The sequence below is a fragment of the Methyloparacoccus sp. NF-16 genome (assembly GCF_056880625.1).
Genome location: NZ_CP174130.1, coordinates 402,699 through 414,939, shown reverse-complemented (window position 1 = coordinate 414,939; position 12,241 = coordinate 402,699). Strand labels below are relative to the sequence as shown.

The 12,241-nt window shown below is 66.9% G+C and carries 14 protein-coding genes; 11 read left to right on the top strand and 3 right to left on the bottom strand.

Going from position 1 to position 12,241, the window contains the following annotated elements; genetic code table 11:
- Positions 1-6 precede the first annotated feature (6 nt).
- From ACH5N8_RS01890 to ACH5N8_RS01840, 11 genes are all read left to right on the top strand, one after another.
- Positions 7-1,224 (top strand): type II secretion system F family protein, encoded by a 1,218-nt coding sequence (locus tag ACH5N8_RS01890; RefSeq protein WP_460027077.1) that lies wholly within the window; start codon positions 7-9, stop codon positions 1,222-1,224.
- Between the two features lie 153 nt (positions 1,225-1,377).
- Positions 1,378-1,827, top strand: a complete 450-nt coding sequence (gene gspG, locus ACH5N8_RS01885; protein WP_460027076.1) for a type II secretion system major pseudopilin GspG — start codon at positions 1,378-1,380, stop codon at positions 1,825-1,827.
- A gap of 115 nt (positions 1,828-1,942) precedes the next feature.
- A complete protein-coding gene (locus ACH5N8_RS01880; protein ID WP_483282284.1) occupies positions 1,943-2,443 on the top strand; it encodes a GspH/FimT family pseudopilin in 501 nt (166 codons plus the stop codon).
- A gap of 4 nt (positions 2,444-2,447) precedes the next feature.
- Positions 2,448-2,858, top strand: coding sequence for a type IV pilus modification PilV family protein (locus tag ACH5N8_RS01875; protein WP_460027075.1), 411 nt, complete (start codon positions 2,448-2,450; stop codon positions 2,856-2,858).
- Positions 2,855-3,517: a prepilin-type N-terminal cleavage/methylation domain-containing protein gene (locus ACH5N8_RS01870; RefSeq protein ID WP_483282283.1), complete on the top strand. Its 663-nt coding sequence runs from the start codon at positions 2,855-2,857 to the stop codon at positions 3,515-3,517. The genes ACH5N8_RS01875 and ACH5N8_RS01870 overlap by 4 nt, the downstream gene beginning before the upstream one ends.
- Positions 3,517-4,455 (top strand): type II secretion system minor pseudopilin, encoded by a 939-nt coding sequence (locus ACH5N8_RS01865; protein WP_483282282.1) that lies wholly within the window; start codon positions 3,517-3,519, stop codon positions 4,453-4,455. Before ACH5N8_RS01870 ends, ACH5N8_RS01865 begins: the two co-directional genes overlap by 1 nt.
- A gap of 32 nt (positions 4,456-4,487) precedes the next feature.
- The gene (locus tag ACH5N8_RS01860; protein ID WP_483282281.1) at positions 4,488-5,585 is read left to right on the top strand and encodes a PilN domain-containing protein; all 1,098 of its coding nucleotides are present in this window, start codon (positions 4,488-4,490) and stop codon (positions 5,583-5,585) included.
- Positions 5,557-6,171, top strand: a complete 615-nt coding sequence (gene gspM, locus ACH5N8_RS01855) for a type II secretion system protein GspM (RefSeq protein ID WP_483282280.1) — start codon at positions 5,557-5,559, stop codon at positions 6,169-6,171. Before ACH5N8_RS01860 ends, gspM begins: the two co-directional genes overlap by 29 nt.
- 3 nt (positions 6,172-6,174) lie before the next feature.
- Complete coding sequence (locus ACH5N8_RS01850) at positions 6,175-6,906, top strand: type II secretion system protein N (protein ID WP_460027070.1); 732 nt, start codon at positions 6,175-6,177, stop codon at positions 6,904-6,906.
- 96 nt (positions 6,907-7,002) lie between these two features.
- Complete coding sequence (gene gspD, locus ACH5N8_RS01845; protein ID WP_483282279.1) at positions 7,003-9,465, top strand: type II secretion system secretin GspD; 2,463 nt, start codon at positions 7,003-7,005, stop codon at positions 9,463-9,465.
- Between the two features lie 74 nt (positions 9,466-9,539).
- Complete coding sequence (locus ACH5N8_RS01840; protein ID WP_483282278.1) at positions 9,540-9,986, top strand: hypothetical protein; 447 nt, start codon at positions 9,540-9,542, stop codon at positions 9,984-9,986.
- 45 nt (positions 9,987-10,031) lie between these two features.
- On the opposite strand, the gene ACH5N8_RS01835 is transcribed toward ACH5N8_RS01840, so the two are convergent.
- The 3 genes from ACH5N8_RS01835 to thiD all read right to left on the bottom strand — a co-directional run bounded on the left by ACH5N8_RS01835 (position 10,032) and on the right by thiD (position 12,189).
- A complete protein-coding gene (locus tag ACH5N8_RS01835; RefSeq protein WP_483282277.1) occupies positions 10,032-10,565 on the bottom strand; it encodes a GNAT family N-acetyltransferase in 534 nt (177 codons plus the stop codon).
- Positions 10,565-11,332 (bottom strand): Nif3-like dinuclear metal center hexameric protein, encoded by a 768-nt coding sequence (locus ACH5N8_RS01830; protein ID WP_483282276.1) that lies wholly within the window; start codon positions 11,330-11,332, stop codon positions 10,565-10,567. Before ACH5N8_RS01830 ends, ACH5N8_RS01835 begins: the two co-directional genes overlap by 1 nt.
- A 68-nt stretch (positions 11,333-11,400) precedes the next feature.
- On the bottom strand, positions 11,401-12,189 hold the full coding sequence (thiD, locus tag ACH5N8_RS01825; protein WP_483282275.1) for a bifunctional hydroxymethylpyrimidine kinase/phosphomethylpyrimidine kinase: 789 nt from the start codon (positions 12,187-12,189) through the stop codon (positions 11,401-11,403).
- Positions 12,190-12,241 lie beyond the last annotated feature (52 nt).

Here is a 12,241-nt window from a genome sequence, read left to right as displayed (position 1 = left end):
ACCGCCATGCCCCTGTTTCATGTCAAGGCCGTCAACCGCGACGGCGAGACCATCGAGGAGGATCGCGAATCGCCGAGCGAGGCGGCGCTGATCCTGGCGCTCCAGGAGGAAGGGCTGCTGCCGATCCGGGTCACCGCCGCCGGCTCCACGCCGTTCGGCTTCCTGCGCTTCGGCCGGCGTGGCGCGAAAATCACCCACAAGCAGCTGACCCTCTTCACCCGCGAACTGATGACCCTGCTGGAAGCCGGCCTACCGCTGGATCGCGCCCTGACGGTGCTGCTCGAACTCACGACCCAGGAGCCGGCGTTCAACGCCATGGTCGGCAAGATCCTGGAGCGGATCAAGGGGGGCGCCCAGCTCTCCGACGCACTGGAGGCGCAGGGCCCGGTGTTCTCGCGTTTCTACCTGAACCTGATCCGTGCCGGCGAGGCAGGCGGTGCCCTGGAAGTGGTGCTGGAACGCCTGACCCAGTATCTCGACAGCTCCAAGGAACTGAAGGACACGGTGACCACGGCGATGATCTATCCGATCATCCTGGTCGTCATGGCCATCGGCTCGCTGCTGTTGCTGCTGACCTTCGTGGTGCCGCAATTCACCGAGATGTTCGAGAGCGCGGGCAAGGAACTGCCGGTACCGACCCAGATCGTGGTGGGCGCGGCCGATGCCATCCGCGACTACTGGTGGGTCGCCTTCCTGCTGATCGCCCTGGGTTCCGCCTGGATTCGCTATCAGCGCTCGGACCCGGTGCGACGGCTGAGCTGGGATGGCTGGATGCTCAGGCTGCCGCTGTTCGGCGACCTGATCCTCAAGTTCCAGGTGGCCAGTTTCAGCCGCACCCTGGCCACCCTGCTGACGAACGGCGTGCCCCTGCTGGCCGGCCTGTCCATCGTCAAGGACACCCTGGACAACCGCCTGGTGGCGCAGAAGCTCGACCTGGCCGTGAACAGCCTCAAGGAGGGCGGCGGGCTGACAGCGCCGCTGATGGAGGCGGACATCTTCCCCTCGCTGGCCATGCAGATGATCAAGCTCGGCGAGGAATCGGCCCAGCTGCCGGAGATGCTGGACCGGGTGGCGACCACCTACGACAAGGAAATCAAGATTTCCATCCAGCGCCTGCTGGCGTTGCTGGAGCCGGTGCTGATCGTCGGCCTGGGCATCATGATCGGCGGCATCATCATCTCGATCCTGATGGCCATCCTCAGCGTCAACGATCTTGCCTTCTGAGCCCGGGCCGCAGCGCGCCGACGCCATGTCCGCAACCCACCGCGTCTCCCCGGAGCCAGCCGGATAATGCGAAAATCGCCGCGCTGGCCAACGGATCGCGCGGCCGACCCGCGCGGTCCCCGCCTGTCGTTTTACCAACCGCAAGAGCCTGATATGAAAAACATCGCCCTGCTATCCCGACGCACGCCGCTGCGCCGCCAGACCGGTTTCACCCTGATCGAGCTGTTGGTCGTGCTCGCCATCATCGGCCTGCTCGCCGGCCTGGTCGGCCCGCAGGTCATCAAGCACCTGGGCGAATCCAAGACCAAGACCGCGAAACTCCAGATCGAGGAACTCTCCTCGGCCCTGGACATGTACCGCCTCGATGTCGGCCGCTATCCGGGCACCGAAGAGGGCCTCGCGGCCCTGATCGAGCAACCGGCCAGCGCGAAATTCTGGAACGGCCCCTACCTGCGCAAGCGCAAGATGCCGGCCGACCCCTGGAACAATCCCTATCACTACGCCATGCCCGGCCAGCACGGCAAGTTCGACATCTTCAGCCTGGGCGCCGACAACGCCGAGGGCGGCGAGGGCGAGGACCAGGACGTGAAGAGCTGGGACTGAACCGGCAAGCCCCCCTGACCAGCGCGAACCATCACGCCGGGGGGGAGCTCCCGCCCGGCAACGTGCCCCGGCGGCTGCGGCAGATCGCCATGCGCGGGGCTGCGTCGTGATGCCCATGCCCCGGGCCGGCTGCGGCCGGCTGCCGGCGAGTCCCTCGCGCCATCGGCGGCAGGGCGGCTTCACCCTGCTGGAAATCATGGTCGTGCTGGTGATTGCCGGCATCCTGATCGGCACGGTGGTGCCCAGTTTCGGCCCCGCCATCGCCCGCACGCAGTTGTATTCGGCCACGCGGGATGTCGCCTCGGCCCTCCGGCATGCCCGTGGCCAGGCGCTGATACAGGGCCAGGATGCCCTTTTCGAACTGGATGTCGAACACCATCGCTACCGCGTGAGCGGACGCAGCAAGCTGTTCCGGCTGCCGGCCGACATCGCGCTGGGGCTGTACACCACGTCGACCGAGACCCTGGACGAGGGCGCCGGCCGCATCCGCTTCTTCCCGGACGGCTCCTCGACCGGCGGCCGGGTCACCCTGATCGGCCAGGGACAGACGCGCGTGGTGGACATCAACTGGCTGACCGGCGAGGTCCGCATCGGCGAGCAGGAAAGTGAGGACTAGCGGCGTGCCTCGGCAAGGCGGCTTCTCGCTGATCGAGATCCTGGTCGCCTTCGCGATCATGGCGCTGTCGCTCGGGGTCCTGCTGCGCATCTTCGCGGGCGGCGGACACATCGCGGCAACCGCCGACGAATACTCGCGGGCCATCCTCACCGCCGAGTCGATGATGGCCTCGGTCGGCGTCGACCTGCCGCTGCGACCGGGTGTCCAGTCGGGTGAGCTGGCGGACGGCTACCGTTGGGACCTGAACGTGACCCCCTATCCCTTCGATCCCGCGCTGCTGGGCGGACAGAATCTGGGCTTCAAGCCCTACTGGGTGGAACTGACGGTGGAGTGGGGCGATGAAAGCGACCCGCGTGCCTTCAACCTGACCAGCCTGCGGCTGATACCCGACAACCCCGGCGGAGGCCTGAATTGAGGACGTCCGCCCTTCGCCGCGGCCGGCAATCCGGCTTTACCCTCATCGAGGTGCTGATCGCCTCGGTGCTGCTGGGCATCATGATGCTGCTGCTCACCGGCAGCCTGCGCATCGGCGCCGGCAGCTGGGAAGCCGGCGAGGAGCGCATGGCCAAGGCCAGCCGGCTGTTCATCGTCGAGAGCTTCCTGCGCAAGCACATCGGCAGCCTGCTGCCGGTTTCGGGCGTCAACAGCAACGGCGAGATGGAACCCTCCTTCAAGGGCACCGCCAGCAGCCTGACCTATGTGGCGCCGCTGCCCGACCAGCTGGAGGGCGGCGGCCTCTACCGCTTCGAGCTGTATCTCGCCGGCCAGGACGCTCACAAGGAACTGCGCGTCGCCATCGTACCGTACCAGTCGACCCCGGATCAGACCAAACGCCCGCCCCAGCCCATCGACGACATCGCCATCGTCGAGGATGTGGTCAATCTCAGGTTCGCCTACTTCGGCCCGCAGAACGAGGACGGCAACCTGCGCCAGCCGAACGCACCGACCGGCAAATGGGTGAACGAGTGGCGGGAATACCAGTTGCCGACGCTGATCCGGATCGAAATCACCCGCGCCGGCGAGGATCCCTGGCCCAGCCTGCTGATCGCGCCCAGAACCCTGATGCTGCGCTGATGGCGAAGACCATACCCACACCGGGCGTCCCCGGCATCCGCCAGGGCGGCGTCGCGCTCATCATGGTGCTGTGGATCATCAGCCTGATGACCATCATGGCCGGCAGCTTCGCCCTGTCGACCCAGCGCGAGGCCGGTATCCTCGCCCATGCCCACGAACGCGCCAAGGCCCTGGCGCTGGCCGAGGGCGGCGTCAACTACGCCATGCTCATGCTCACCCTGCCGGACCCCAAGCTGCGCTGGCGGGCGGACGGGACGCCCTATGTCTGGAACGTGGATGGCGCTCGCGTGCGCATCCGCATCATGGACGAGGGCGGCAAGGTGGACCTCAACGCGGCCCAGGAGCAAACCCTGCAGACCGTCTTCAAGCTCGTGGCCCGCAACGAGGAGCTGGCCACCCGGCTGGCCGATGCGGTCATGGACTGGCGCGACCCCGACGACATCCGCCGCAACAACGGTGCGGAAGCCGAGGACTACATCGCCCGGCGACTCCAGGCACCGCCGCAGAACCGCAACTTCCTCATCCTCGACGAGCTGCGCGGAGTCATGGGCATCACCCCGGAGCTGTATCGAAAACTGGAGAGCTGGTTTACCCTATATACGGGCACCGACGGGTTGAATCCCGCCGTCGCGTCGCGGGAGATACTGATGGTGCTGCTGGGGGGAGATGCCGGCGCCGTCGACAATTTCATCCAGCAGCGCAGCCAGGGTACGCCCGGGGTGCTCCCGCCCATACCCGGGCTGCCGGCGGGCGGCGGTACCGACATGGCCTACACGGTATCGGCCATCGCCGAAATCGACGATCAGCAAGGCGCCGGCGTCCTGGCGACGATACGCCGGGGCCCCGCCGCCGACGGATCGCCCTTTACCATTCTGCGCTGGAAGCCCTACGCGATTCCCCGCAAGCCGGGCACCCCCCAACAGGAAGCAACCCAGTAAACCACCATTGGTGGCGGAAACCGCTGTAGCTCATGCTCAAGTTCGACATGCCCCTGGAGACACAACTGCGCGAGTTCTGGCAGTGGTGGAGCGGCGAGCTGCTCGCCCTGGTTCCCGCCGGCCTGCGCCAGCTGCTCGGCAGCGGCGGCGAATACCTGGTACTCAGCCGCGACGGCCAGGGCGTGGCGCTCTGGCACAGACGAGCGGACGGCGAAACCCGGCTGGCCAGCCTGCCCCTGGACGACACAGGCGAAACCGCGCGCCTGCGCTTCCTGCAAGAGCATCCGAAACTGGATGATCTCGCCATCGTCCTGAAACTGGAAAACCATCAGGGCTTGCGCAAGCAGATCAAGCTGCCCATGGCCGCTGCCGAGAACCTGCAGCAGGTCATCGCCTTCGAGATGGACCGGATGACGCCCTTCAAGAGCGACCAGGTCTATTTCAGCGCCCTGGTCGCGAGTCGACTCAAGGCCACCCGCCAGATCGTGGTCGACCTGGTGCTGACGCCCAAGACCAAGCTGGACAGCATCCTGGAAGACCTGACCGCCGCCGGCTGGCGCCCCGAGCGGGTTTACCTGGATGGCGAAACCCGCATCGGCAGCTACGACCTGCTGCCGGAAAAATTCCGGCCACCCCGCCGCAGGCTCCCGGGCATCCTCAATGGCATCCTGGCCGGCCTGATTGTCACCCTGCTGACGCTGGTGGCGATAGTGCCGCTCTGGTCCGCCAACAACGAGGTCAAGCGCCTGCAGGATCAGGTCAAGAAAACCGCCCGCATCGCCCAGGAGGTCGAATCCATGCGCGAGCAGGCCGAGAAGCTGCAACACCAGGCGCGTTTCCTCCAGGACAGGAAACACGTCGAGCCCGTGCTGCTGGACATGCTCGAGGAACTGACCCGGGTCATCCCGGACGGCACCTGGCTGAACGGGCTCCAGTACGCCAATCGCCGGCTCATCGTCCAGGGGCAGTCGCCCTCGGCGTCCAGCCTGTTGCAGCGCATCGAGACATCGGCCTTCTTCCGCAACGTCAGCTTTGTCTCCCCCGTCACCAAGGACACCTCCAACGGGCTGGAGCGCTTCCAGATTGCCGGTGACGCGGTCAATGGGAGGTTCTCTGAAAAATCTCGCTAAACGGCTCAACCAGCCGATCGAATTCAACAACTCGCGCCTGGCGGCCGTCGGCCTGTTGCTGCTGCTGTTGACCGTGGTGTTCCTGGGGGCGATCTATCCCCTGCTCAACCTAGGACGCGAATACCGCGAAAAGGCGGAGGATCTGCGCTTCCGCCTCAACCGCCTGCAACAGGTTGCCGATACCCGCGAAGCGCTGACGCAGCGCCTGGAACGCATCCAGGCTATGGCGCGGAAGAATGACGCCTTCCTGCCGACCAACACGGCCGCACTGGCGTCGGCAGACCTGCAAACCCGCATCAAGCAGATCGTCAGCGAGGCGGGCGGCGAGCTGTCCAGCACCCAGGTCATCCCCGAACGGGCCGAGGAAAATGCCGTGCGCATCGGCATCAAGCTGCGCATGACCGGCAGCACCGCCGTGCTGCGGCAGGTGCTGCACCGTTTCGAAGCCGGCAAACCTTCCCTGTTCATCGAAAACCTCAATATCCGGCCGATCCGCATGCCGCGCAACCCGCGCGACAAGAATCCGGTAATCGAGGACCGCCTCAGCGTCGATTTCGACGTCATCGGCTACATGCAGGCGCCCTGAATCATGAGCAAACGCCTGCGCCCCTATTTCCTGAGCGGCCTGCTCCTGATCGTCACCTCCTTTCTCGGCGCGCTGCTGACCGGGGAATGGCTGCACCTGCGCCAGCAGCGCCTCCACGGCGGGCAGAACCCGTCGGCGCCGGCCGCGACGCCGGCCGAGCCCGAACTGGCTGCCGACGATTTCGCCCTGCCCGACATCAGCCAGTACCAGCAGATGGTGGAGCGTCCGCTGTTCATGGAATCGCGCCGCCCCAGCCAGCCCGCACCGCCGGAACCGCCCGCGCCGCCCAAGCTGGAACCCCCGCCGCCGATATCCTTCAAGCTGATGGGCATCCTCGCCACACCGCAAGGCAAGATGGCGCTGGTCGCCGACGCCAAGGGCAAATACAAGCGCCTGAAGGTCAGGGACGCCCTGGACGGCTGGCAAATCGTGGACATCAAGCCCGACCGGGTGCTGCTCGACCATGGCGGTAACCGGGAGGACCTGGCCCTGCTGAAGAAGCGTCCGCCGGGCGCCGCGCCCACGCCGACACCGGCCGCCGCGCCCGGCGAGCAGCCCCCCCAGCGCAAGCCGGGGGCCAACCGGCCCGTGATGCGACAACCTCCGCAACCCCTGCCGCTGCCAGCCCAGGGCCAGGCCATGGTCCCCAACATGGGCGGCATGCTGCCGGGCGGCGCCGAGGCCATCGATCCCGGCGGCGAGCAGGACGAAGACGCCGAGCAGCCGGACCAGTAAGCGGACAGGCCCTCTGTAGCCAGCATTCAACCGGAATCATGCCTACCTTCTACCCGACCTTCGCCCCGGCGAATTTCTGCCATCAGGTCATGCCACATGTCGTTTGTTAAGAAAGTTCTCTCCTCCTCGCTGCCATCCCGGCGCCAGGCCATGCTGGCGCTGTCGATCGGCCTGGCCCTGAACGGCTGCGAGTCGCTGGGGCCCGAGGCCGTCAAGCGGACGCCGATCCCCCCCAACCTGCGGGTGGAGCCCGTCCAAAAGCCGCTGGATTCCAGACCGGTCCAGAGCGAGCCGCTGGGCGCCAAGCCGGCACAGCCGCCAGAGTACTACCCGGCCAGCGGCAATCTGCTGGGCAAGGGCGGCACGACGGTCGGCGGCGCGCCGACTTCGGCCATCCGCAACCGCACGGAAGGCAAGTACACCCTCAACTTCGACGATGCCGACATCAACGAAGTGGCGAAAACCATCCTCGACGAGACGCTCAAGCTGAACTACGTGATCAGCCCCAAGGTCTCGGGCCGCGTCACCCTGCAGACGACCCGCGCCCTTAGCGACGACGAGCTGATCCCGACCCTGGAGACCCTGCTGCGGCTGAACGGCGCCGTGCTGATCAAGGAAAACGGCATCTACAGGATCGAGCCCGACACCTCGGGCGTGGTCGGCGCACCGGGCGCCCGCCTGGGCCTGCCCGGGCAGCGCCTGCCGACCGGTTACCAGCTGCGAGTCGTGCCGCTGCGCTATGTCGGCGTGCAGGAAATGCAGAAGATCCTGGAACCCCTGATGCCACCCAAATCGATCGTGCGAGTGGACAGCACGCGCAACATGCTCTGGCTGGCCGGCAGCTCCGACGAGCTGGCCAGCGTTCTCGACACCATCCAGCTGTTCGACGTCGACTTCATGCGCGGCATGTCGGTCGGCATCTTCCCGCTGGCCAACGTGGAGCCGGCGCTGATCGCGACCGAGATCGAGAAAATCCTCGGCGATACCGCCAAGGGACCGCTGGCGGGTCTGGTGCGGGTCATGCCCATCGACCGCCTCAACGCCATCATGGCGATCACGCCGCAGCCGCGCTATCTGGAAGAGATCGCCAGCTGGGTCGGCCGGTTGGACCGCTACAGCCCCAAGCGCATGGGCGGCATCCACGTCTACCGGCTGCAGAATGTCGATGCCGTGGAGCTGGCCAAGACCCTCAGCAACATCTTCGGCGGCGGGTCCGGCAGCGGCAGCCGGGCCTCGCTGCGACCCGGCTTCCAGGACAGCTCCATCGGCGCCAGCAGCAGCAGCACCCCGGGCAGCGGCGGCAGCGGCTTCAGCAGCTCCAGCGGCGATATGGGCTCCAGCACCTCGGGCGACCTCGGCGCGGGCTCCTCCGGCGGCAGCCTCGGCTCCACCATGGGCCCCAACTACAGCGGTGGCTCGTCGGGCGGGATGGGCGACCTGAGCGGCGTCTCGACCAGCGGCTTTGGCAGCGGCTCGGCCGGGGGGATGGGTGGCGGCGCCTCCGGTGGTCTCGGCGGCGGCTCGTCTGGCTTTGGCGGTGGTTCCATGAGCGGTGGCGGCTTTGGCGGCGGCATCGGCCGCGGCACTTCCGGCAACCGCAATCAGGGCAGCACGGCTGTCAACCTGGGCAACATCCGCATCGTTGCCGATCCGCCCAACAACGCCCTGGTCATCACAGCCAGGGAGCAGGAGTACAAGGAAATCGAGGCCGTCATCAAGGAGCTGGATGTCCTGCCCTTGCAGGTACTGATCGACGCCACCATCGCCGAGGTCATCCTCTCCGACAACCTGAAGTACGGCATCAAGTGGTATTTCCAGTCCGGCTCGAACCGTGCGGGCTTGAACCCGACCGACCTCATCAAGAATGAAGTCCTGGAGGCCGCCTCCGCCTATGCCTTCACCTACTCCCTGACGGCCATGGGCAAGGATGTCCGCCTGTTGCTGCAAGCCCAGGCCGACAAGGGCAAGATCAACATGCTCTCCTCGCCCTCGGTCATGGTGCTGAACAACCAGGAAGCCTCGATGCGGGTGGGCGACCAGGTGCCCATCCTGACCGGCTCCGTGTCCAACACCATCAACACCAACAACGTGGTCCAGTCCATCCAGTACCGCGACACGGGCGTGCTGCTCAATGTCCGCCCGCGCGTCAATGCGGGTGGCCTGGTCAACATGGACATCATCCAGACGGTCAGCAACGTCGCCCCGAAAGCCTCGGGCGACAAGGATCAGATCCAGTCGCCCACCATCGCCCAGCGCCAGATCAAGAGCCAGGTGGCCGTGCAGGATGGCGAAACGCTGGTGCTCGGCGGTCTGATCCGCGAGAACACCTCCAGTACCCGCTCCGGCATCCCCCTGCTTTACGAACTGCCGATTCTCGGCGACCTGTTCGGGGCCACGGACATGAAATCGGAACGGACCGAGCTGGTCGTGCTGCTGACGCCGAGAATCGTCGACAACCAGGTCAAGGGCAGGGAAATCTCCAACGAATTCCGCCGCAAGCTGACCGGGCTGTACGACCCGGGCCCCGCCAACATGAACATCGGCAACCCCGGCCCCTGAGCCCCGGCAGGGCCAGTTCTGCTAAGCTGGATTGGCAGCGCGAACCCGCGCCAGCACGCCTAAGGAGACACAACATGACACTGAAACCTCTTTGCATCGCGACCTGCCTCTGCGCCCTGTTCACCCTGCCCGCAGCACAGGCCGGAGAAGCGGCCCCGCAAGCCCCGGCCCCCGGTGGTCACCAGATGGGCGGCATGGGTGGTATGGGCAACATGGGCGGCATGATGATGAGCGATGAACGGCTCAAGGCCAAGCAGGAACACCTGCTGAAGATGCACGAACTGTCCAGCAAGATTCTGGCCACCACCGATCCTGCAGAAAAGGAAAAGCTCAAGGCCGAACAGCTGCAGTTGATGAAGGAGCACGAAAAGCAGCATCACATGATGATGCAGCAGCACATGCAGGAAATGATGAAAAACAAGGGCGGCATGCCGGGCATGCAACATGGCGGCGCCAGCGGCGGCATGGGCAACATGCAGCATGGCGCCACACCGGCGACTCCCGCCGCGCCGGCACACTGAGCCCACCCGCCCCCACGCCAGGGCGGCCGGACCGCCCTGGCACCGTCACGCAGCCCGCGTGCCGGCAAAACGGTGGACCATCACATAGTCATCGTAACGGTAACCACCGTCGCATGGCGTCACCTCGGGCCGGTCGATGACGAAGCCCGCCCGCCGATAGGCCCGGATCGCCTTCAGGTTGCGGCGAAACACGTAAAGGTAGACCTCCGCCACGTCAAGGCGACGACCGGCATCGAGCACCCGCGCCAATGCCCGGGCGCCGATCCCCTGCCCGTGCCACTCCGTGGCCAGATAGAGCTTGCCGAGCAGCAGGCGCCGGCTATCCGGCTCATGCCGGTAGGCCAGAAACCCTGCCCGCCGCCCCGCCACGCAGATCCATTCGTAGCAGGCGCCCCGCGCCATGTCCGCCCTGAGGCGTTCCGGCGTGTAGGCACGATTCCAGAAACAGGCGAATTCGCCTTCGCTGAGCAGGTCCGGCCGGTAACTGGCCTCCCAGATGGCAAGCGACAGGGTCGAGATGGCCTCGGCCTGGGACGGCAGGGCGGGCTGAAACTGTACCGCGACGGCGGACGGCGACATCAGGCCGGGTTGGGGCTGTCGATATAGCAGCACGCCACATCGAACCGGTCCTGCACCCGCGCCATCAGCGCCTGGATACCGAATTGCTCGGTGGCGTGATGACCGCCGGCATACATGTGCAGACCCGCCTCCTGGCTCTCGTGCCAGTCGTGCTCGCTCATTTCGCCGGTGACATAGGCGTCCAGGCCGGCCCGCACCGCACGCACCCAGTCCCGGTTGGCGCCGCCGGTGATGATGCCGGCCGAACCCACCCGCCGCTCCGGATCGGGCGAGGCCATCATGACGGGATGCGCCAGCACTTCCGCCAGGCGCGTCCGCAAGGCCGCGGCGGTGAGCGGTGCGGCGAGGAGGCCGCTGATGCCGGTCGGGCACCCCTGGTGATCGCCGAAGGGCGCGAGGTCACGCATGCCGAGCCGCTGTGCCAGGGTCGCGGCATTGCCCACCTCGGGATGGGCATCCAGCGGCAGATGGTAGGCGAACAGGTTGATGGCCTGCCGCACCAGGGGGAAGACCCGCCGGGCGAAGGGACCGGTCAGCGGCCGGCTGCCGTGAAAGGACCAGAACAGCCCGTGATGCACGACCAGAGCCTGGGCCTGCCATTCGGCGGCCAAGGTCGCCGAATGCCGCGTGGCGGAAACCGCGAAGGCCACCCGCTCGATCACCTCCGCCCCCTCGATCTGCAAGCCGTTGGGCCCGTAATCGGCGAACGCGGCGGGATTCAGCAAGTTGTCCAGAAACTCGGCCAGTTCGTCCCGGGTCGTGCTCATGTGGCCGCCAATGGGTCAGACTCGATCCTGTTGCCCGGCAAAAACGCCGGCGTATCCCCGAGCGGCCATCAGCGGCGCGGCAGCCACTGCCCGCGACCGATTCGGCGGGCCTCGCTCAGGGTGGTCCAGGTGACCTGCTGGGCCTCGGCGATCGCGACCGCCATCGGCAGGTCCCGCGCCAGCCCGCCGGCCAGGGCCGACGCCAGTGTGCAGCCGGAGCCATGGTAACTGCCGGGCAGGCGTGGCCAGTGGCTGGCGACAGCGCCATCGGGTCCATACCAGCGGTTGATCACCGTCGGCCCCGCCGCATGGGTGCCGGTCAGCAATACATGCGCGGCCCCCAGCGCCAGCAGCGCCGCCGCGCAGGCATCAGCGCCAACCTCACCCGTCAGCCGCCGGGCCTCCGGCGTGTTGGGCGTGACCACCGTCGCGCGGGGCATGAGCTCCCGGAGCATGACGTGCCGCAGATCCTCGCCGGCCAGCGGGTGGCCGCCGCCCGCCGCCAGAACAGGGTCCAGGATCACCGGCACCGCCGGCGCCTCGTCTATCAGCCGCGCCGTGGCGGCGGCCATCGCGGCACTGCCCAAAAGACCGATCTTGATGGCACGAATCCCGATATCGGCGAGCAACCGCCGCGCCTGCGTCAGGAAGTGCTCGGGATCCTGCGGGTACACCTCGGCGACATCCACCGTATCCTGGGCGGTCAGGGCCGTTACCACCGTACAGGGATGGCAACCCAGCCGGCGCAGGATTTCGATGTCGGCCTGGATGCCGGCACCACCGGTCGGATCGTGCCCGGACAGGCAGAGCACCACTGGCGGCAGTTCCGGAGCGCTGGCGGTTACAGGGGGTGTCATGGCGGCAGTTTCCCACAATCCGGGGCCGTTCCCCAAGGCGCGGACAAACCGC

Coding starts and splice junctions, on each gene's coding strand:
- thiD (WP_483282275.1), bottom strand. CDS start 12,189: ATGACACCCCCTGTAACCGCCAGCGCTCCGGAACTGCCGCCAGTGGTG.
- gspG (WP_460027076.1), top strand. CDS start 1,378: ATGAAAAACATCGCCCTGCTATCCCGACGCACGCCGCTGCGCCGCCAG.
- ACH5N8_RS01860 (WP_483282281.1), top strand. CDS start 4,488: ATGCTCAAGTTCGACATGCCCCTGGAGACACAACTGCGCGAGTTCTGG.
- ACH5N8_RS01830 (WP_483282276.1), bottom strand. CDS start 11,332: ATGAGCACGACCCGGGACGAACTGGCCGAGTTTCTGGACAACTTGCTG.
- ACH5N8_RS01840 (WP_483282278.1), top strand. CDS start 9,540: ATGACACTGAAACCTCTTTGCATCGCGACCTGCCTCTGCGCCCTGTTC.
- gspM (WP_483282280.1), top strand. CDS start 5,557: ATGGGAGGTTCTCTGAAAAATCTCGCTAAACGGCTCAACCAGCCGATC.
- ACH5N8_RS01880 (WP_483282284.1), top strand. CDS start 1,943: ATGCCCCGGGCCGGCTGCGGCCGGCTGCCGGCGAGTCCCTCGCGCCAT.
- gspD (WP_483282279.1), top strand. CDS start 7,003: ATGTCGTTTGTTAAGAAAGTTCTCTCCTCCTCGCTGCCATCCCGGCGC.
- ACH5N8_RS01890 (WP_460027077.1), top strand. CDS start 7: ATGCCCCTGTTTCATGTCAAGGCCGTCAACCGCGACGGCGAGACCATC.
- ACH5N8_RS01850 (WP_460027070.1), top strand. CDS start 6,175: ATGAGCAAACGCCTGCGCCCCTATTTCCTGAGCGGCCTGCTCCTGATC.
- ACH5N8_RS01865 (WP_483282282.1), top strand. CDS start 3,517: ATGGCGAAGACCATACCCACACCGGGCGTCCCCGGCATCCGCCAGGGC.
- ACH5N8_RS01835 (WP_483282277.1), bottom strand. CDS start 10,565: ATGTCGCCGTCCGCCGTCGCGGTACAGTTTCAGCCCGCCCTGCCGTCC.